General features: G+C 70.7%; 17 protein-coding genes and 1 tRNA gene. 11 read left to right on the forward strand and 7 right to left on the reverse strand.

Annotated features, from left to right (window positions below; genetic code table 11):
• Window positions 1–207 precede the first annotated feature (207 nt).
• Entirely contained in the window at window positions 208–957 is a 750-nt protein-coding gene (locus tag ACF07B_RS15505; protein WP_392179331.1) for a DUF6227 family protein, read from the forward strand.
• A 90-nt stretch (window positions 958–1,047) separates the two neighbouring features.
• On the opposite strand, the gene ACF07B_RS15510 is transcribed toward ACF07B_RS15505, so the two are convergent.
• A complete protein-coding gene (locus ACF07B_RS15510; RefSeq protein WP_369482680.1) occupies window positions 1,048–2,652 on the reverse strand; it encodes an MFS transporter in 1,605 nt (534 codons plus the stop codon).
• 62 nt (window positions 2,653–2,714) lie between these two features.
• Here ACF07B_RS15510 and ACF07B_RS15515 point away from each other — a divergent pair, with 62 nt between their 5' ends.
• Window positions 2,715–3,698, forward strand: a complete 984-nt coding sequence (locus tag ACF07B_RS15515) for a YafY family protein (RefSeq protein ID WP_362392580.1) — start codon at window positions 2,715–2,717, stop codon at window positions 3,696–3,698.
• 627 nt (window positions 3,699–4,325) lie between these two features.
• On the opposite strand, the gene ACF07B_RS15520 is transcribed toward ACF07B_RS15515, so the two are convergent.
• Window positions 4,326–5,324, reverse strand: coding sequence for an RNA polymerase sigma factor RpoD/SigA (locus ACF07B_RS15520; protein WP_369482677.1), 999 nt, complete (start codon window positions 5,322–5,324; stop codon window positions 4,326–4,328).
• 169 nt (window positions 5,325–5,493) lie between these two features.
• Here ACF07B_RS15520 and ACF07B_RS15525 point away from each other — a divergent pair, with 169 nt between their 5' ends.
• Entirely contained in the window at window positions 5,494–6,027 is a 534-nt protein-coding gene (locus ACF07B_RS15525) for a GNAT family N-acetyltransferase (protein ID WP_392179332.1), read from the forward strand.
• A gap of 127 nt (window positions 6,028–6,154) precedes the next feature.
• Here the strand turns inward: ACF07B_RS15525 and ACF07B_RS15530 are convergent, their stop codons facing one another.
• Window positions 6,155–6,961 carry a dioxygenase gene (locus ACF07B_RS15530; RefSeq protein ID WP_369482675.1) on the reverse strand — a complete coding sequence of 269 codons (807 nt, stop codon included), beginning with the start codon at window positions 6,959–6,961 and terminating at the stop codon, window positions 6,155–6,157.
• A gap of 140 nt (window positions 6,962–7,101) precedes the next feature.
• On the opposite strand from ACF07B_RS15530, the gene ACF07B_RS15535 reads away from it, so the two are divergent.
• Complete coding sequence (locus ACF07B_RS15535; protein ID WP_392179333.1) at window positions 7,102–7,611, forward strand: MarR family winged helix-turn-helix transcriptional regulator; 510 nt, start codon at window positions 7,102–7,104, stop codon at window positions 7,609–7,611.
• Window positions 7,612–8,016: 405 nt separating this feature from the next.
• Here the strand turns inward: ACF07B_RS15535 and ACF07B_RS15540 are convergent, their stop codons facing one another.
• Window positions 8,017–9,567, reverse strand: a complete 1,551-nt coding sequence (locus ACF07B_RS15540; RefSeq protein WP_369482673.1) for an MFS transporter — start codon at window positions 9,565–9,567, stop codon at window positions 8,017–8,019.
• A gap of 297 nt (window positions 9,568–9,864) precedes the next feature.
• A complete protein-coding gene (locus ACF07B_RS15545; RefSeq protein WP_392179334.1) occupies window positions 9,865–10,509 on the reverse strand; it encodes a TetR/AcrR family transcriptional regulator in 645 nt (214 codons plus the stop codon).
• Window positions 10,510–10,825: 316 nt separating this feature from the next.
• On the opposite strand from ACF07B_RS15545, the gene ACF07B_RS15550 reads away from it, so the two are divergent.
• From ACF07B_RS15550 to ACF07B_RS15565, 4 genes are all read left to right on the forward strand, one after another.
• The gene (locus tag ACF07B_RS15550) at window positions 10,826–12,064 is read left to right on the forward strand and encodes a M6 family metalloprotease domain-containing protein (RefSeq protein WP_392179534.1); all 1,239 of its coding nucleotides are present in this window, start codon (window positions 10,826–10,828) and stop codon (window positions 12,062–12,064) included.
• Between the two features lie 456 nt (window positions 12,065–12,520).
• Window positions 12,521–14,503, forward strand: coding sequence for an IclR family transcriptional regulator C-terminal domain-containing protein (locus tag ACF07B_RS15555; RefSeq protein ID WP_392179335.1), 1,983 nt, complete (start codon window positions 12,521–12,523; stop codon window positions 14,501–14,503).
• Window positions 14,504–14,616: 113 nt separating this feature from the next.
• On the forward strand, window positions 14,617–15,342 hold the full coding sequence (locus ACF07B_RS15560; protein ID WP_392179336.1) for a ScbR family autoregulator-binding transcription factor: 726 nt from the start codon (window positions 14,617–14,619) through the stop codon (window positions 15,340–15,342).
• Window positions 15,343–15,591: 249 nt separating this feature from the next.
• Window positions 15,592–15,664 (forward strand) — tRNA-Arg (locus ACF07B_RS15565).
• A gap of 163 nt (window positions 15,665–15,827) precedes the next feature.
• Here the strand turns inward: ACF07B_RS15565 and ACF07B_RS15570 are convergent.
• A complete protein-coding gene (locus ACF07B_RS15570) occupies window positions 15,828–16,127 on the reverse strand; it encodes a hypothetical protein (protein ID WP_392179337.1) in 300 nt (99 codons plus the stop codon).
• Window positions 16,128–16,471: 344 nt separating this feature from the next.
• Here ACF07B_RS15570 and ACF07B_RS15575 point away from each other — a divergent pair, with 344 nt between their 5' ends.
• Window positions 16,472–16,660 carry a hypothetical protein gene (locus tag ACF07B_RS15575; protein ID WP_392179338.1) on the forward strand — a complete coding sequence of 63 codons (189 nt, stop codon included), beginning with the start codon at window positions 16,472–16,474 and terminating at the stop codon, window positions 16,658–16,660.
• A 58-nt stretch (window positions 16,661–16,718) separates the two neighbouring features.
• Here the strand turns inward: ACF07B_RS15575 and ACF07B_RS15580 are convergent, their stop codons facing one another.
• Window positions 16,719–17,951, reverse strand: coding sequence for an MFS transporter (locus ACF07B_RS15580; protein WP_392179339.1), 1,233 nt, complete (start codon window positions 17,949–17,951; stop codon window positions 16,719–16,721).
• A 148-nt stretch (window positions 17,952–18,099) separates the two neighbouring features.
• Here ACF07B_RS15580 and ACF07B_RS15585 point away from each other — a divergent pair, with 148 nt between their 5' ends.
• Window positions 18,100–19,155: an ArsR family transcriptional regulator gene (locus tag ACF07B_RS15585; protein ID WP_392179340.1), complete on the forward strand. Its 1,056-nt coding sequence runs from the start codon at window positions 18,100–18,102 to the stop codon at window positions 19,153–19,155.
• Window positions 19,156–19,164: 9 nt separating this feature from the next.
• A complete protein-coding gene (locus ACF07B_RS15590) occupies window positions 19,165–19,671 on the forward strand; it encodes a glutathione peroxidase (protein WP_384234224.1) in 507 nt (168 codons plus the stop codon).
• Window positions 19,672–19,681: the final 10 nt, after the last annotated feature.

The raw sequence follows: 19,681 nt of genomic DNA on the forward strand, positions 1-19,681 counted from the left end.
ACGGCCGGAACCTTTCGCGGGGCCCGCCGACCGCTGGAAGTGCCGCCTGACGAGGGCTTTTTGACGTCCTGGCGAGCTGCGGGGGAACTTACCGCGCGGCCCGCCCGTTTTCCGCCCGTACGTTTTCTCGGTTCGCGGACATGATGTCCGACCGAGGGGCTACGGTATGCACCCACAAGGTGACATGCAGCAACGCCGGGAGAAACCTTGAGCGTTCCGTACGAGACAGCAGCGTACGAACCACCCGAGTCGCCCGAGTCTCCGGAGGAGCATCTCGCACGACTTCTGGGCCGCGCCCTGAACTCGTTCGAGCTGCCCGACGAGGCGATACGGCGGCTGGACTGCGCGCTGGCACACGACAGCTCGCTGCACTCCGCGCACCACAGCGCGGGGCTCCACCGGGAGACGTACCGGCACACCTGGCTGCTCGCCGACGGTTCCGCCGTCACGCTGTGGGAGCTCGTGCACAACACCGCGACCGGTCACGACGGCCAGCACGAGGTCTACGTCGACGAGGAGGAGCTGCGTACCGCCACGGCCCGGCTCCCGCTCCCTCCGGACGCGCCGGACTTCGAGCTTCCCGTGTTCGTGCAGTTGTCGTCGATCCCCGAGCCGCGTCACACCTATCTGCCCGACGACTCCGCCGATCACGCGCGCCGGCTTCTGCGGCGCGCGGAGAATCCGGACCGGCCGGACGCCGACCTCACGACGCTGCTGCTCCGGGAGGCGTTCGCGCACCAGATCACGCAGGCTTTCGGGCGCCCGTGCCGCGCTGGACAGGCGGGGCTGTGCTTCTCGCTCTACGAGCACGCGTTCCTGCTGCGCGACGGGCAGGAGATCTCCTTGTGGGAGGTCGAGCACACGGCGACCCCGGACCGGCGGCACATGTGCGAGGTGTACGCGACGGAGGACGCGGCCCGTGACGCGATGGAGCGCCGGGCGGCACGACTGGGCTGAAGCCGGAAGGGGCCCCGGCACCTGAGGTGCTGGGGCCCCTTCCGGCTCGGACCTCCGCGTCACGCGGGTGATGACGGACCTGGGCGGAGATCAGCCCACGAATTCCGGCTTCCGGTCCTGATCCTGGCCCTTGTCTTTGCCCTGGGCGGTGTCCTGGCCCGGAGCCTTGTCCTGGACCTGGTTCAGATCCTGGGCGTCCGGCTCGTCCTGCGCGCCCTCCACATGCTGGGCCGGCTGCTTCGGCAGGGCGAACATCAGCAGGAAGATGACGGTCAGCACGGCGGCGACCCAGCCGAGCGCGTGCTCGAAGGCGTTCGCGAAGGCCGGACCCACCTGGGCGAGGGTCAGGTGGTCGCTGATCTCACCGAAGAAGACGACCGAGACCAGGCCGAGGCCGAGCGCGTTGCCCATCTGCTGCACGGTGTTGATCAGACCCGAGGCCGAACCCGAGTGCTCGCGCGGGACCTCCGAGAGCACGGCGTCCGTCAGCGGGGCGACGATGAAGCCCATGCCGGCGCCCATGACCACCAACGGGAGGGCCATCTGCCAGGAGGCGATGTCCATGCCGTAGCGGTCGGACTCCCAGATGTAGAGGAGCACGCCGAGCGCCATGATCAGGGCGCCCGCCTGGAGCACCTTGCGCCCGAAGCGCGGGACAAGCAGCTGCACGGACATGCCCGCCGCCGCCGAGACCGCGATCGAGAACGGCACCCCGGTGAGCCCCGCCCGCAGCGCGCTCCAGCCCAGCCCGAACTGCATGTACAGCGTCCAGACCAGGAAGAAGATGCCGAGCGCGATACCGAAGACGGTCTGCACGGCGATGCCCGCCGCGAAGCTCTTCACCTTGAACAGCGACAGCTCGACCAGCGGCGAACCGTCCCGCGCCGTCTTCCACTTCTCGTACGCCACCAGTCCCGCGAAGACGGCGAGGGAGCCGGCCATCGAGACGTATCCCCACAGCGGCCAGCCCAGTTCACGGCCGCGGGTCAGCGGGTAGAGCAGCATCAGCAGGCCGAGCGTGACGAGGGCGACGCCGACGAGGTCGAGCTTCAGGGCCTTGGGAGCCTTGGACTCGCTGATGAAGCGGCGGCCCAGGATCAGCGCGAGGACACCGACCGGCAGGTTGATGAGGAAGATCGGCCGCCACTCCAGGCCGAAGATGTCCCACTCGATGAGCAGTGCGCCGAGGAGGGGACCCGAGACCGCGCCCAGGCCGACGATCGCGCCGAAGAGGCCGAAGACCTTGCCGCGCTCGTGCGCGGGGAAGGTGGCGTGCACGATCGACAGGACCTGCGGCACCATCATCGCGGCCATGGCGCCCTGCAGAATGCGCGAGGCGACGAGCATCTCCGGGTTCACCGCGAAACCGCACAGCGCCGACGCGACGGTGAAACCCGCCACGCCGAGGAGGAAGAGCCGCTTGCGGCCGTAGATGTCCCCGAGCCGCCCACCGGTGATGAGTCCCGCGGCGAAGGCCAGCGCGTAGCCAGCGGTGATCCACTGGATCTGGCTGAACGTGGCGCCCTCGTCCTGCTTGATCGACGGGATCGCGATATTGACGATCGTGACGTCGACGAGGTCCATGAAGGCCGCGGTCATCACGATGGCGAGGGCGAGCCAGCGCCGTCGGTCGGCCACGGCGCCGGGTGCCGGGCTGCTGAGAGCTGCTGTCTCAGGGGTGTCGGTGGAGGTCATGCGATAAACCTAGGGCCTGATTAGGTCAGATCATGTCCTAGTTCTCCGGCACCCTGGAAAACATGACGACCGACACTCCGGCCCGGCTCCTCCAACTCCTCTCCCTCCTCCAGACGCCCCGCGAGTGGCCCGGCGGCGAGCTGTCCGAGCGCCTCGGAGTGTCCCGTCGTACGGTCAGACGCGATATCGACCGGCTCCGCGAGCTGGGCTATCCGGTGCAGGCGACCAAGGGAGCGGACGGTGGCTACCGGCTGGTGGCGGGCACGGCGATGCCCCCGCTCGTCCTCGACGACGAGGAGGCCGTGGCCATCGCCGTGGGTCTGCGGGCCGGCGCCGGGCACGCGGTCGCGGGCGTGGACGAGGCCTCCGTACGGGCGCTCGCCAAGCTGGAACAGGTGCTGCCGTCCCGGCTGCGCCACCGCGTATCCACCCTCCAGGCCGCGACCACCCTCCTGACCAGCGGAGACGGGGCCAGCATCGCACCGGAGACGCTGACCGTGATGGCGTCGGTCATCGCGGGACGGGAGCGGTTGCGGTTCGCCTACCGCTCCGGGGACGGAACCGCGTCGCGGCGGCTGACCGAGCCGTACCGGCTGGTCTCCACGGGCCGCCGCTGGTATCTCGTCGCGTACGACCTCGACCGCGACGACTGGCGGTCGTTCCGCGTCGACCGGGTGACCGAACCCTTCGCGACGGGGGCCCGGTTCACGCCCCGCGAGCTGCCGGCGGGGGACGCCGCCGAATTCCTGCGGCAGTCGATGTACCGGCGTCAGGAGACCTACACGTTCGAGGTCACTTTCGCCGCCCCGGCCGACTTCGTCGCGGCGCGCGTGCCCGCCTGGGTCGGCACGCCCGAGCCGATCGACGCCCACAGCTGCCGGCTGCGGGCTTCCTCCAGCGACTCGGTGGAATGGCTGGCGGTGCGGATCGCGATGGTCGACTGTGACTTCACGGTGCGAGAACCGCGAGAACTTGTGGAGTACGTAAGGGAGTTGGGTGCACGGCTGAGCCGGGCGGGGGAAGTGCCGCAGACTGACGGCGCCTGACGGTCGGCCGTCCGCCACGGGGGGCGGTGACACCCGGTGGACCGTCGGCGACGGCCGGTTATGCCGCTGTGGCAGAATCTGCCGTCCGGGTCACCCCGGGGTTCAGGTTCGGGGTGGCCCGTCCGCGTCCTGCCCGGAAACCCTCCGCGCCCGCCCGTCCCCGTCGAAGCCGGCAACTCCCGTCCCCCGAAGCAAAAAGAGAACCGAGCTTCGGCGCCGGGGGGGGGAGGCGCCGAAGCTCGGCTCTGGGAGAGTCCCGGCGCGGGGGGGTGTGCGTCGGGACTCGGCTCTTGGGAGCGGGGTGTTTCCGTTCGGTGATTCCGCTGAGGACTTCCTCTGAGGATTTCCGCTCGGTGGTTCCGCTCGGTGGTTCCGCTCGGTGGTTCTGTTCGCTTCTACCGCTCGGACGGGGCCCGAAGCGTGGGCCCTGAAGTCTTGTTCCCAGGGCCCGGCAGGTTGAAGCGGCCTTACATGGCCATGTCTGGTCGACTTGTGGCCATCAGGGCGGGAGGGCCCGTGCGCGGACTGGGACACAGGGGTCCGGCACCCGCGCGGCGATTGAACCCGTACGGCCCACTCGCCCCGCGCACTCGGCCCGCCCCGCGCCTTCCGCGCACCTCGCCGCCGCTACGCCGCCGCGTCGAATCCGGTGTCGCGCGCCAGCTTCTTCAGCTCGAGCAGGGCGTGCTTCTCGATCTGACGGATGCGCTCACGCGTGAGCCCGTGCTCCTTGCCGACCTCCGTGAGCGTCCGCTCCCGGCCGTCCTCGATGCCGTACCGCATCTTGATGATGGAGGCGGTGCGCTGGTCGAGATGGCCGATCAGATCGTCCAGCTCCTCACTGCGCAGCAGGGTGAGCACCGACTGCTCGGGCGAGACCGCGGAGGTGTCCTCCAGCAGGTCGCCGAACTGGGTCTCGCCCTCGTCGTCCACCGCCATGTTCAGCGAAACCGGGTCGCGGGCCCAGTCCAGGACGTCGCCCACGCGCTCCGGCGTCGTGCCGAGCTCGGTGGCTATCTCCGTGTGCTCGGGCTCGCGCCCGTTCTCACGGTTGAACTCACGCTGCACGCGACGGATCCTGCCCAGTTCCTCGACCAGATGGACGGGGAGGCGGATCGTGCGCGACTGGTCGGCGATGGAACGGGTGATGGCCTGACGGATCCACCAGGTGGCGTACGTCGAGAACTTGAAGCCCTTGCGGTAGTCGAACTTCTCGACCGCGCGCACCAGGCCGGCGTTCCCCTCCTGGATCAGGTCGAGCAGGGGAAGACCGCTGCGCGGATAACGGCGCGCCACGGCCACGACCAGCCGGAGGTTCGAGCGGATGAAGACGTCCTTGGCGCGCTCGCTGTCGGCGAACAGCGCCTCCAGCTCCTCGCGGGACGCGTCCGCGGTGGCCTCGGCCTCACCGTCGAGGATCTGCCGCGCGAACACACCCGCCTCGATGACCTGGGACAACTCGACTTCCTTGGCGGCGTCGAGCAGCGGTGTACGCGCGATCTCGTCGAGGTACATGCCGACCAGGTCGCGATCGGCGATTTCGCCGCCTCCGGCGCGAACACTGCGTGCCGCGTCGGATGTCCCGCCAGTGGCGGACTTACGACGGGCGACGGCACGGGTTGCCATGCGTGCTCCCTTGCGTGGTGGGCTTGCGGGTGGTCCCGGACATCCGGTTTCACCCTCCCGGGTGCCCGGCATCCGATGGAAACAACGACTGGAATCAGGACAGAATTCCCAACCCGCACCTTGATTTTTCTGAGCATGCAGTACCCTGTCGCACCACTCGGGAGGTCTGATGCGGTCAGAACGTACAGATGTGCAGGTCAGGCCGGGGGTCGCAGCCGACCTGGGCGCACTCACGGAGCTGTACAACCATTACGTGCGTGAGACGCCCATCACGTTCGACACCATCGTCTTCACGCCGGAGCAACGTCGCCCGTGGCTGCTCTCCCACCCTGAAGACGGACCGCACCGCCTGATGGTTGCCACGGACGCGGATTCACAGGTGATTCTGGGGTACGCCACGTCCAGCGCCTTTCGCGCGAAGCCCGCCTACGCGACCTCCGTGGAGGTGACGGTCTACGTCGCTCCCGGCGCGGGGCGCCGGGGCGTCGGCACGCTCCTCTACGAAGCCCTCTTCTCGGCGCTCGCCGCCGAGGACCTGCACCGGGCGTACGCCGGCGTCGCGCTGCCCAACGAAGCGTCCGTGCGCCTGCACGAACGCTTCGGGTTCCGGCACGTCGGCACCTACCGGGAGGTCGGCCGGAAGTTCGGCCGCTACTGGGACGTCGCCTGGTACGAGAAGGACCTCACCCACCGGGCGCATTGAGCACGGCACCCGGTCCGCGACCATCAGGCGGACGGACCGCCGGACAGGGGACGGGTGGACGGCTGGATGGGTGGACGGGTGGACCTTCGGGCGGTCGGGCCGCCCGGAGGTCCGGGTCATCGGCCGCTCAGCCGAACTGAACCGACCGCTTCGCCATGCCCAGCCAGAATCCGTCGATCACGGACCGCTGCCCGCCGACTCCCCCGGTGGCGTCCGCCGCTCCCATGGTCACGAAGAGCGGGGCGAAATGCTCGGTGCGCGGGTGGGCGAGACGGCCCGCCGGGGACTTGCGCTCGAAGTCGAGCAGCGCGTCCACGTCACCGGCCTCCAGCGCGCGGTGCCCCCAGTCGTCGAACTCGCTCGACCAGGTGGGCACTCCCCCACCGGTGTGCCGCAGGGCCGCGAGGTTGTGGGTGAAGAAGCCGGAACCGACGATCAGCACCCCCTCGTCACGCAGCGGGGCCAGCTTCCGCCCGATCTCGAACAGCCCGACCGGGTCGAGCGTCGGCATGGAGATCTGGAGCACCGGGATGTCGGCCTCGGGGAACATCTCCTTGAGGGGGACGTACGCGCCGTGGTCGAGTCCGCGGTCGGGGATGTCCTGCACCGGCGTACCGGGCGCGCGCAGCAGCTTCCGTACGGACGCGGCGAGCTCCGGAGCGCCGGGGGCCGCGTACGTCACCTGGTAGTAGTGCTCGGGAAAGCCCCAGAAGTCGTACACGAGAGGGACCGTCTCGGTCGCGCCGAGGGCGAGCGGGGCCTCCTCCCAGTGGGCGGAGACCATGAGGATCGCCTTGGGGCGGGGCAGGTCGGCGGACCAGGCGGCGAGCTGGCCGGGCCAGACCGCGTCGTCGGCGAGCGGCGGGGCACCGTGACTGAGATAGAGGGCGGGCATGCGCTCCGGCACGGGGCGCTCCTCGGTGGCGGCGGACATGGCGGCTCCCTCCAGAGGGTTCCATCGTACGGCGGCAGTGCTTGATCTTTGAAGCACTTACTTAAAGTCTCAAGTTCTACTGCGCACAGACTACGACGGGTTTGTTTAAGTTTCAAGGAGGGGCTCGTACAGTGGAGTACATGAACACGGCACCCGCTCCCGCTGAAGAGCCGCGCTGGCTCACCGACGAGGAACAGCGCATCTGGCGTGCGTACATGCACGCCACGACCCTCCTGGAGGACCACCTCGACCGCCAGCTCCAGCGCGACGCGGGCATGCCGCACATCTACTACGGCCTGCTCGTGCAGCTCGGCGAGGCACCGGAGCGCCGGCTGCGGATGACGGAGCTGGCCATGAGCGCGAAGATCACCCGCTCGCGGCTCTCGCACGCCGTCGCGCGGCTGGAGAAGAGCGGCTGGGTACGCCGCGAGGACTGCCCGTCCGACAAGCGGGGCCAGTTCGCGGTGCTGACCGACGAGGGCTACGAGGTCCTGCGGCGGACGGCCCCGGGCCATGTCGCCGCCGTACGCCAGGCACTGTTCGACCGGCTCGGGCCGGACCAGCGGAAGGCCCTCGGCGAGGCCATGCGGATCATCGCCGAGGGGCTCCAGCCGAAGGACGCCGGGGCGGATCTGCCCTGGCTGCGCTAGAGGATCGGCCGGGCGGCGGGCACCTGCCGCCGAGGCCGTCCGGACGGCGGCCCGCCGGGACGGGGAGCCGCCCGGACGGAGAGCCGCCCAGGACACGGGACCGCCGGACGGCACCCCCGGCGGACATCGGACCGACCGGACAGCGGACCGACCGGACAGCACCCCCGCCGGACATCGGGTCGGCCGGACAGCGGGCGGCCGGACAGCGGCTCCCCCCGGACACGGGACCGCCCCGGTTCCGTGTGGCGTGGAACCGGGGCGGTCTCCGGAGTCGTACGGACGAGGCGTCCCCATCCCCGTCCGCACGCGAAGCACCGTCGTACGGACCGCGGTAGTACCGGACCGTGGGCTACGAAGTACCGGAGCGTGGGCTACGGAAGTACCCGAGTACGGGTGGTCGTGGGGTCAGTGCGCGATGACCGGCACCTTGACCTCGTCCTCGGCGCCTTCGCCCGTGCCCGAGCCGACGATCGCGGAGGCGTCCGGACGGCCGGTGTTGATCAGGGTGAAGGCGATTCCCGCGGCGACCACGAGGATGCCGACGGCGAACCAGATCGCGTTGCTGTAGCCGTGCACCATGCCCTCGGCCTGGACCAGCTGCTGCTGCGCCTTGGTGCCGGCGCCCGCCATGTGGTCCTTGATGTAGACGGTGGTCGCGGAGGCGGCGATCGTGTTCAGCAGGGCCGTGCCGATCGCACCGCCGACCTGCTGCGAGGTGTTGACCATCGCCGAGGCGACACCGGCGTCACGCGGCTCGATGCCGTGCGTGGCCAGCGACATGGCGGGCATGAACGCCGTACCCATGCCGAGGCCGAGCAGCAGCATCGCCGGCATCACCAGGGAGACGTACGACGAACCGATCTCCAGCTGCGCCAGGAGCAGCATGCCGAGCGCGGCGACCAGGAAGCCGGGGCCCATCAGCAGCCGCGGCGCGACCCGGGTCATCAGACGGGCACCGATCTGCGTGGAGCCCGTGATCATGCCCGCGATCATCGGCAGGAAGGCGAAGCCGGTCGAGATCGGCGAGTAGCCCTTCACGATCTGCAGGTAGTAGGTGAGGAAGAGGAAGGTGCCGAACATCGCGATGATCGCGAGGCCGAGCGAGAGGTAGACGCCGCCGCGGTTGCGCTCGGTGATGACGCGCAGGGGCAGCAGCGGGGCCTTGACCTTGGACTCGGTGAAGACGAACGCGGCCAGCAGCAGGGCGGAGGCCACGAAAAGGCCGACCGTCGTGGTGTCGCCCCAGCCGTCGGACTCGGCGCGGGTGAAGCCGTAGACGAGGGAGACCAGACCGAGGGTGGACAGGACGACGCCCGGGATGTCGAGCGGCGAACGGTTGCGCCCGCCCTTCGGCTCACGGATGACGAAGTACGCGCCCGCGGCCGCGACGATCGCGAACGGGATGTTGACGAAGAAGGTCCAGCGCCAGTTCATGTACTCGGTGAGGACACCGCCGAGGATGAAGCCGACGGCGCCACCGCCACCGGCGATCGCACCGTAGATGCCGAAGGCCTTGGCGCGCTCCTTGGCGTCGGTGAACATCACGGCGAGCAGTGAGAGCGCGGCGGGCGCCAGCAGCGCGCCGAACACGCCCTGAAGGGCACGGGCGCCGAACATCATCGCGCCGCTCTGTGCCGCGCCGCCGAGGGCGGAGGCCAGGGCGAAGCCGACCAGACCCACGACGAACGCGCGCTTGCGGCCCCACAGGTCGGCGATGCGGCCGCCGAACAGGAGCAGACCGCCGAAGGCGAGGGCATAGGCCGTGACGACCCACTGCCGGTTGCCGTCAGAAATACCCAGGTCCTGCTGGGCCGAGGGCAGCGCGATGTTCACGATCGTGGCGTCGAGCACCACCATCAGCTGGGCCAGCGCGATGAAGACGAGCGCCTTCCAGCGGTTGCTGTGCGCGTCGGACGCTGGGTCCGGGACTGCCTTGGAGATTGCTGTTTCAGACATGGGGGTACCCACTCCGGGACTTCGTAGCGAAAAAAGTCAGTGAAAAGGGACGGCTCGTCGACGGTGACGGCCGGGAACGCCTCGGCGCGGCTCGTCCCTGACGGCGAGCGCACCTCGCGTGTGACGCGTACGGGCCGCACGACGTGTACGGGCTGTACGGGCTCGGGCGATGAGTTGTGCGTTATTGAGTACGAGTTCGCTGAGTACGAGTTCGGGTTACGAGTCCTGACTGCCGCCGGGCGCCGGGCTCATCGGTCGCCGGTCGACCGATCGCTTCGGCTGCCACCCCGGCACCGGTCACACTCGTCGCAGTTCCTCCAGGTTGGCGGCCACTCCGGGCAGTTCGGATCGAGCCGGGGCCCGCATGCCGTCCAGGAGCAGCTGAAGATGACGGTGCACGAAGCGGTCGATGCCCTGGCACGCGGTGCCCGGCAGCGGCCTGGTGAGCTGACTGACGGCGATCATCAGATCGCCCAGCTCGACGTCGGGGCGCAGCTGTCCGGCCTCACGCGCGCGGGCCATCAGCTGCTGCAGCAGATCGGTGATCCGGTCGCGCGCGGCGACCAGGTCGGGATGGTTCTGGTCGAAGTTCTCGGAGAGCATCGGGCACAGGGCGCCGATCCGCTCGTCCGCGGCGAAGTGCACGAAGCCGCTCAGCGCCTCGAACGCGTCGCCGTCCACGGCGAGCGCCTCCTCGACCCACTCCGAGGTGCGGTCCATGACCGAGCACACGACCTCGCGGGCGAGGGCGTCGCGGTCGGGGAAGTTGCGGTACACCGTGGCGTTGCCGACACCGGCCCGGCGGGCGATCTCGTCGAACGGCACCTCGGCGCCGAACTCGACGAACATCTCGCGGGCGGCGGCGACGATCCGCTCCCGGTTGCGCAGGGCATCGGCACGGGGCCGGGCCACTCGACGCTGTACGGGGGTCGCGGTCTCCACGGCATCCTCCTCGGAGCTTCTCGGAACGTGTGTGCGATCCGGGGACTCGGTCCCCGTTTCGCTCGGACGTATGACTAAACGGGGAAACGATCCCCGGTTATTTCCCGGACCTGGAAGAGAATGATGTGACCTGCGTCACACATTCTTCCTCCCTTCGGCCCCTCCCGCAGATGAACCCGATCGGGCTCATCCAACGCGCGCCCGGCGCGTCGGCGACTCAGGGTGATCGAAAGGGTGCAGTCGGAGACCGGTGGCTGCCGTGGAGCGAAGGGCCCCCTGCATGCTGCCGTCCAGCCGCCGCATACGCCCGCGCCGTATGGCCGCGCTGGCCACGGTGACCGTTCTGACGCTGGCGGTCAGCACCTCCGCGGGCACCGGACATCTGACGGCCGGCTCCGCCACGGCGGGCTCCGCGGCACTGGCCCGCTCCACGACGCTCGGCCCCTGCCTGATCAACGGCCCGTCGGACGTCCAAATGGGGGAAGGGATACCGACCTCACCCGGGTACGCCCGCTCCACCGGCACCCTGCGGGCCCTGACCCTGATGGTCGACTTCTCCGACGCGCCCGGCAAGGGCAGCGCCCGCGACCGGTACGACGAGTTCTTCCCCAAGACGCAGGAATGGTTCCGCACCGCCTCCTACGGCCGCCTCGACTACCGGCCCGAGGCCCCCGTCCGGCACTGGCTGCGCATGCCCAAGCCCTTCAAGGCGTACGGGATAGAACGCGGCGCGCCCTTCGACCCCGGCTACCGCGAACTGGTCCAGGACATCGTGGCCACGGCCGATCCCGAGGTCGACTTCCGGTCGTACGACATCCTGAACGTGCTGGTCACCCCGAATGCCGGGCCCTCCGCCCTGGACACCGTGCTGTCCGTGACCTTCGCCGGCAACACCGAGGCGCCGGTGGCCGACGGCGTCCCGGTCGCCAACGCGTCCTTCGTCTACAGCCGCCAGGACGACGGCTCGGGCTCCTACGCCGACACCGGCTACCGCGTACTGCCCCACGAGAACGGTCACACCTTCGGCCTGCCCGACCTCTATACCCAGGACGGCGGCGGGGCGGTCGGGCACTGGGACATCATGAGCGAGGACTGGGGGGCCGACAACGACCTGCTCGGCTGGCACAAGTGGAAGCTCGGCTGGCTCGACGCCTCCCAGGTGAGCTGCGCGGCGGCACACGGCACCAGCGAGTACACACTGACCCCGATGGCTCGGCGGGGCGGCGCCAAGCTCGTCGTCATACCCGTCGGCGCCCGGAGCGGATACGTCCTCGAACTGCGCACCCGCGCCGGCAACGACTCCGCCGTCTGCCATCCCGGCATCCTCGTCTACAAGGTCGACGCGGACGTGGACACCGGGAACGGGCCCGTCACGGTGTACGACTCCCACCGCGACAGCGGCGGATGCACCCGCTCACCCAACGTGCAGGCGGAACTCTCCGACGCGCCCTTCTCCCCCGGTGAGACCTTCAAGGCCGCCAAGGCGGGACTCACGGTCCAGGTCGCGTCGGCGGACGCCACGGGAAAGTATCTGGTGTACGTGACGCGCCGCTGACCAGCGGGCGAGCCGCCCCGGTCCCGCGGACGGCCGTCCGGACGGCGGTGCTCGGGGCGAGCCGTCGACGGGCCGGGCGGGAGCCCGAGACAGCGGGACGGGCAGGAGCCCGACACAGACAGCCGGCCCGGCGGACGGGAGCCTGAGACAGCCGGACGGAGTCCGAAGGGCGGCAGCCGGACGGAGTCCGAAGGACAACCGGACAGAGGCCCCCGAGACGGCAGGACGGAGGCCCGCGAGACAGCGGACAGGGGTCGAAGGGCAGCCGGAGGGAGGCCCGCGAGACAGCAGGACGGAGAAGGGCGTGCTCGGCAGACCGGCGCCCGTGCCCGGAAGCGGCCCACCTGCTTCGGCGGGCGGACAAGCACTACCGTGGCTCTTCTGAGATCCGCCACACGGTGACTCATCCGAGATCCGCCGCACGGTGACTCTTCTGAGAGCCCCACCGGAGAGCCCATGCCATCAAGCCCCAGGTCATCGAGCCCCACGTCGTCACCGTGGCCCGTCACACCGCCGAACCGCGTGTCGGCCGGGGCGGGCAACGGTTCCGCGGTGTCCGGCTCCGGTCCCGCCGCCGGGGCCGACGTGCCGGACGAGGCGGTCACGCCGCTCATCCGGGGCCTCGCCGTGCTGCGCCGGCTGACCGAGGCGGACGGTTCGGCCAGTCTGAGCGGACTCGAACGGGCCACCGGGCTCGCGCGGTCCACCGTCGACCGGATCACGGCGACCCTGGCACGCATGGGCTACCTGCGCCTCGACGGCCGGGATGCCGTACTCGCGCCCCGCCTGATGGAACTCGGCAACGCCTATCTCGCCGCCCTCCGGCTTCCCCGTGTCCTGAACGCGCACGCCGACGCGCTCGCCGACGAACTCGACGAATCGGTGTCCATCGCCGTCTCCGACCGGGACGGCATCCGCTTCATCCATCAGGCCACCCGGCGCCGCGCGATGTCCCTGAGGTTCCGCATCGGCGACCTGCTTCCCGCCGAACGCACCGCACCGGGACCGCTGTTCGCGTCCGAGTGGAGCGAGGAGGAGTGGACACGCTGGCGAGAGCGCCGCGCTGCCGATCCGGAGGACCGCGGCTTCCCGACCGTACCCGCGCGGAGCCGGCCGTACGAGGGCAGGGCGGACACCTCCGCCCTGCCGGCCGCCCAACACCCCACCGTCGGCGATGACTTCGAGCAACGCGCGGCCGAAGCGGGCGAGGCCGGCTGGGCGTTGGACGACCAGCTCATCGAACCGGGCCTTGTCGCCCTCTCGATGCCCGTACGGGAGGCGGGGCGGATCGCCTGCGTGGTGAACGTGGTGAGCCATACGAGCCGGCACAGCGCCACCGAACTGCGGGACGCGCTGCTGCCGCGCCTGCGGACGGCCGTTGCCGAGATGGAACGGGCACTGGCACGGGACGACGAACCCACGCCGCAGCGGAAGGCCGGGATCACGCGGAGCGACGACATCCTGACCGGAACGAGCGGCCCAGGAGGCACGGGGGTCGCGGGCGGCTCAAGCGGCACGGGCGGTGCCGGCGGTGCTGGGAGCCCCGGCGGTGCCGGCAGTGCTGGGAGCCCCGGCACCTCAGGGAGCACGGAACCCGTGGGAAGGGCCGCCACCCCCGCCGGGCTCGCCGACTGGACCGCTGCCTCCAAGCAGGAACTGGGGCGGGAGTTCATCGAGTCGCTGGCACGGGGCCTGACCGTGATCACGGCCTTCGGTGAGGGCCGCGGCGAACTGACCCTCACCGCGGTCGCTCAGGCGACAGGACTCGCCCGAGCGACCGCTCGCCGCGCCCTGATCACGCTGGAACACCTCGGATACGTCACCACGCACGACCGCGTCTTCCGCCTCACGCCGCGCGTCCTGGGGCTCGGCTTTCCGCCCCTCTCACGGACCACGCTCCCTGAGATCGCGGCCCCGCATCTGACCGAACTCTCCCAGCGGCTGCACGACTCGGTGTCGCTCGCGGTGCTGACGGGCGACGAGATCCAGTACACCGGACACGTCTCCACCCGCGGCATCATGAGCGTCCACGTCACCGTCGGCACCCGGCTGCCCGCGTACGCCACCTCGCTGGGCCGGGCGATCCTGGCCGATCTTCCCGAGACCCGCGTGACGGAGATCCTGACCGGCGCGCCCGAGGCCGTCTCCCGGCGGATCGGCATGGCCCCGGAGCTGTTCAGGGCCGAACTCGACCGGGTACGGAAGGCTGGATACGCCCTGGTCGAGGAGGAGTTGGAGCAGGGCCTGCGATCCATCGCCGTCCCGGTGCGCGACCTCGCCGGACGGACCGTGGCCGCGGTGAACGTCGCCATGCACAGCGGGCGCCGCACCGCCGAGGCATGCGTCAGCGACGTGCTGCCCGAACTCCGAGCGACAGCGACTCGCGTCGAGGCGGACCTGCACATCGCGGGCCGCTTCCGCCGGGTGCCACGAACCTGACCTCTTCCATCCTTCAACCAGCCATGTCTGGAAGGCGGTTATGACCTGGCGTGAAGATGATCTGCCCGACCCAGGCCCCGTTGACAGATCCAAAAGCGGGTTCCTAGCGTCGCTTGCGGCAGGACAAACAGCAGCCGAACGACAAGGAGCGTCCGGGTGGTCGCGTCGTGGTGAAGCAGGAGAGGTCCGAGCGAACCAGGCGCAACCTGATCCGGGCCGCCTCGACCGAGTTCGACCAGTCCGGCTACGAACGGGCGACCCTGTCCGCGATCAGTGAACGGGCCCAGGTCACCAAGGGCGCCCTGTTCTTCCACTTCGCGGCCAAGTCCGATCTGGCCCGCGCGGTCCAGGCGCAGGCCTGCACGACGTCGGAGGCCGCGCTGGGGAAGCTGGCGCGGCGCGAGACGCCGGCGTTCGAGATAGCCACCGCCATGGCGCACACCCTCGTGGGCCTCGTGGAAACCGACATGACCGTTCGCGCGGGGGCTCGGCTGGCTCAGGAGATCAGGACTCCCGACGACCCGTCACTCCACTGTCACACCAACTGGCTCGGCGCCCTGCACGGAATCCTGGACCGGGCCCGGAGCGACGGCTCCCTGCTCCCCGGGGTCGACGTCCGAGCGGCTGCCGTACTGATGCTGTCCATTATCACCGGCACGACGTCCCTGGCCCGCCTCCCCGCGGACCCCACGCTCTCGGGCCCTCCCCGCTCCCCTCACCCGCGCCCCGCCTCGTCCCCCCACTTCGTCCCCCGCTCCTCCCAGGAGACGGGCGACCTGTGGCTGACCCGCATGCTCCACCTGACCCGCCCGGCCCTCTCGGGCCTCCCGACCAACTGACCCGAGGGCGTCCAGCCGACCCGAGGGCTCCGAACAGCCGCCGCGCCCACGAGACCGGGGCGACGTCCGGGGGGCCCTCGCACGCCACCGACACACGGCCGCGTACCTCCCACGCACCGCCCACAGAGCACCGGAGCCCCCGCCCCTCGGCCACCCTGCCCGACCCCACCCCACCTGCACGAACGGGAACCTTCCCAGCCTCCACCCGCGATCCGCTACGCTAGCTACCGGATCGCACACGATCCGCACGCCTTCGTAGCTCAGGGGATAGAGCACCGCTCTCCTAAAGCGGGTGTCGCAGGTTCGAATCCTGCCGGGGGCACAGACAGAAGGGCCGGCTCGGGAGGGGTTTCCTCCCAGGCTGGCCCTTTGTCGTTTCCTGGTGCCCCGGGCCCTTCTCGGCGCCCGGGGTTCGTCGTTCGGTCGTGGGACGCGTGGACGCGCGTCCCACGGGTGGAGTGGGGCGGGATCGGTGTTGCGTGGTCCTACGCGGCGCCGCTGATGCCCGGGGCGATGAAGCGGCGGTGGAGGGGGCTGAAGGAGGTTTCGGGGGCGCCGGGCATGCCGGCCTTCTGGATCGCGGGGGCCAGGCGTTCGGCGAAGAAGGTCTCGAACGCCTCCTGGGACTCCCAGACGTCGGTGACGTGCAGCCCCTGCGCGTCGAACCAGGCCACGTGCATCTGACCGCCGGCCCCCGGGACCTCCTCCCACTGCACCGCGTCCCGCACGGTGTCGTACTGCTCCGGCGTGGCGTCCGCCCAGTGCATCGACATCACGATTGCCATGTCCGGCCCCTTGCTGTTCGTAGTGGTGACGCCGTTCTCGGACCAGCAAACATCCACGGTCCGCCGCTCACATCTCCACGGCGGCCAAAGGCGTTCCCCTGCCGGTACCGAGCATCGGGATCGTTCCACCCGCCGAGCCGCGCCGGACAGAGCGCGCGGAGGCGCACCGGCGCCTGCGGAAACCTTCGTACGCTCGTCTCGGGTCCTCCGCTCCGGGGGCACGGGACGGTCGGGCCGCCGGTGGCGTCTTCTATCGTCACCGGCATGGGAAACCAGTTCGCGATCGGCGCCGCCCCGGCCCCTCGGCGGGCGCCCGCTCCGAACCTGAGCGGCGGCGGATTCCTGTGAGCCGAAGGCGATACGTCTCCAGAGGGGTACCGGGCGGATACCGGATCTGGGACAACCGGGGACGCCGGTGGTGGGGCGATCTCTACGAATTGTGTCCCGACGACCTCGTCGCCGAGCTCAACGGCCCGGCCGACCCCGCGCGGATCGTCGCCCTGATGAAGCGGTACCGGGCTACGAAGCGGTAGCGCCTGTGTGTGCGTGTGGGGGCTGTGCCCGTTACGGCGGAGACGGGCCCGCCTCGTTTCAGGGGGAGTTCACCTCGGACTGCGGTCCCCTCGGTGCGGACGGCTCCGGGTGTCGGCCCTCCGGGGGCGCGGCGCGGTGGCGGAGCAGCGAGGGGGCCAGGGTCAGCGTCACGGCGATCGAGGAGGTCGCCATCACGGTCATCGCCGTCGCGGGCGAGGCGAGTTGGGCGATCCCGCCCGCCAGCGCCGCGCTCACGCCCTGCATCGTGAGCATGCCCGCCGTGTGGAGCCCGAGGGCGTGGCCGCTGAGGTCGTCGGGGATCAGGGCCACCAGGCGTTCCTGCTGGATCAGGCTCGACCCGAAGCCGATCGAGGCGACGGCGACGAGGACGGCCGCCACGGCCACGCCCGGACGCAGGGCGAAGAAGAGGTACGGGGTCGCCAGGAGCAGCAGGAAGGGGACGCCGAGGCGGGCGCGTACCCGGGGCGGCAGGAAGCGGCCGGTCGTCACGTCGCCGACGAACATGCCGAGGGCCGCGAAGGCGAACAGCGCGCCGGCCCGGCTCGGCGCGTACGACACGTACAGCGATTCGCAGCCGACGACCAGGCCGTTCGGTACCCAGAGCAGGAGATAGAGGGTGCGGCGTTCCGGTGAGGAGAAGAGGCGGGCGTTGGTGCGCCAGGTCCGGGCGATGGAGGGGCGGCCCAGGGCCCGGGGTGCCCGGGGTGTCAGGCCGAGCCGGGCTGTCAGGGCGGCCGCCAGGTACAGCCCGGCCGCCAGGAGGAGCGTGACGCGCGGGGACAGCAGGGCCACGAGGACGCCACCGGTCGCGTATCCGGCGATCTGGGCGATCCCGCTCATCATGTTGAACACCGAACGCCCCAGCAGATAGCCCTCCTTGGCGAGGATCTCGGTCAGCAGGCCCCACAGGACCCCGCCGCCGAAGGACTGGATCAGGCCGAGGAGCAGCAGGACGGCGAAGATCGCCCAGATCGGCAGCCCGGGGATCGCCGTCGCCGCCGTGCCGAGCCCGAAGAGGAGCGCGATGCCCGCCACGGTCGCGCGCGGCGGCAGCCGGTCGGCGGCCGAGAGCATGGTGGCCGCGCCGGCCATCTGGGCGAGCGAGGGCCCGAACATGCTCAGCGCGGTGAGCAGCGGCGAGTCGGTGGCCCGGTAGACCAGGGTGCCGAGAGCCAGACCGCTCACCGTCGAGGCGGCGGTCCGGAAGCAGGAGGACAGGAACAGCGGGGTGAACTCCCGCGTGCGGAAGAGCTCGGAGTAGCTGCGCATCCGCGGAGTCTGCGAGGTCGTACGGACGGTCGATATTGTTTCGCGTGGACGCGAAAGGTTCGGGGAGGAAACACCTCCCGGCGCCAGACGTTCCAAGAAGGGGACACGGTCCGGCGCGAGGAGTTCCGGGGGGAGGCAGGGGGCGGGCATGGGCTGGTGGCAGGTGAACGCGGACACCCTCGCCGGGAGTCGTTTCGTGCTGTCACCGCTAGCCGAGACGTTCGCCTGTCTGAAGCTGCTGCACGCGGAAACCGCCACGCACCCCGGTGAACGCGCCTGGCTGGACGTCCATCTGGCGGCGTACCGCGGGCGGCTGGCCGCCGACCCCGTCACCGCGCTGCTCGTGAGCTGCGGGCTCGGGCGGGCGTGGATCGCCGACTTCCTCACCCCGACCCCGTACGGCGACGAGTCGTTCGAGACCGAGGTCGCCCGGGTGCGGGAGGTCTCGCCCCGGGACGCCCGCGGCCATCTCGTCCGCTCGGTGGGCGGCCCGCTGCCCGCGGCTCTCGCGGACCGCGACGATCTGCCCGAGCGGGCCGCCGCGCTGCTCACCGCCGTCTGGGAGGAGTCCGTACGCCCCGACTGGGAACGGCGGCGGCGCGTCCTGGAGGCCGATGTGGTGGCCCGGACCGCGCGGTTGGGCCAGGGCGGCTGGGCGGCGGCGCTGGACGGGCTGCGGCCCGGGACGCGCTGGCTCGGCGGCAACCGGCTCCAGGTCAACCTCCACGAGTACCCGCCGCGCGAGATCTCCGGCGCCCAGCTGGTCTTCGTCCCCGTCACGCCGAAGGCCGGATGGGTGTCCTGGGAGGGGTCCCGCCGCTACGCCCTGGTCTACCCGTGCGCGGGGGCGCTGGCCGACGTAGGGGCCACGGTGGTGCCGGAGAGTCTGGGGGCGCTGCTCGGAACGGCCCGGGCCGGTGTCCTGCTCCGTCTCGACTCGCCCCTGTCCACCAGTCAGCTGGTCGCCGTGACCGGGCAGGGACTGGGGTCGGTCGGCCGCCATCTGCGGGTCCTGCTGGACGCGCGGCTCGTGGAGCGGCGAAGGGCGGGACGGTCGGTGCTGTACTCGCGGACGGCCGCCGGTGAGGTGCTCGTCACAGCGCAGGGCCAGGACCTGTCCGGCGTAAGGGATTCGCCGGACGGGCGCCGGGAGCGGACCGACAGGGCCGGTGGGTCCGGCGGGACCGACACCTACCGGAGTTAGCATCCGCTTATGACTACTGACAACACCGGTTCCTCTGTGCTCGCCGTCGAGATCGGGGCCCTCCAGGGGGGTTCCGCCGACCTGTCCCAGTACGCGGGCAAGGCCGTCCTCATCGTGAACGTCGCCTCCAAGTGCGGGCTGACCCCGCAGTACGCCGGTCTCGAACAGCTGCACGAGCGCTACGCCGCCCAGGGCTTCACCGTCCTCGGCGTGCCCTGCAACCAGTTCCTCGGCCAGGAGCCCGGCAGCTCCGAGGAGATCGCCGAGTTCTGCTCCGCCACCTACGGGGTCACCTTCCCGATGACCGAGAAGGTCGAGGTGAACGGTGACGCGCGGCACGGGCTGTACGAGCGTCTGGTGGGCACCGCCGACGCCGAGGGGCACTCCGGCGACATCCGCTGGAACTTCGAGAAGTTCCTGATCGGGCGGGACGGCACGGTCGTCGGCCGCTTCTCGCCGCAGACCGAGCCGGAGTCGGCCGAGCTGGTCTCCGCCGTGGAGAAGGCCATCGGCTGATCCTCGCGGC

It is taken from the genome of Streptomyces sp. NPDC015532 (assembly GCF_043078065.1).
Taxonomy (GTDB): Bacteria; Actinomycetota; Actinomycetes; order Streptomycetales; family Streptomycetaceae; genus Streptomyces.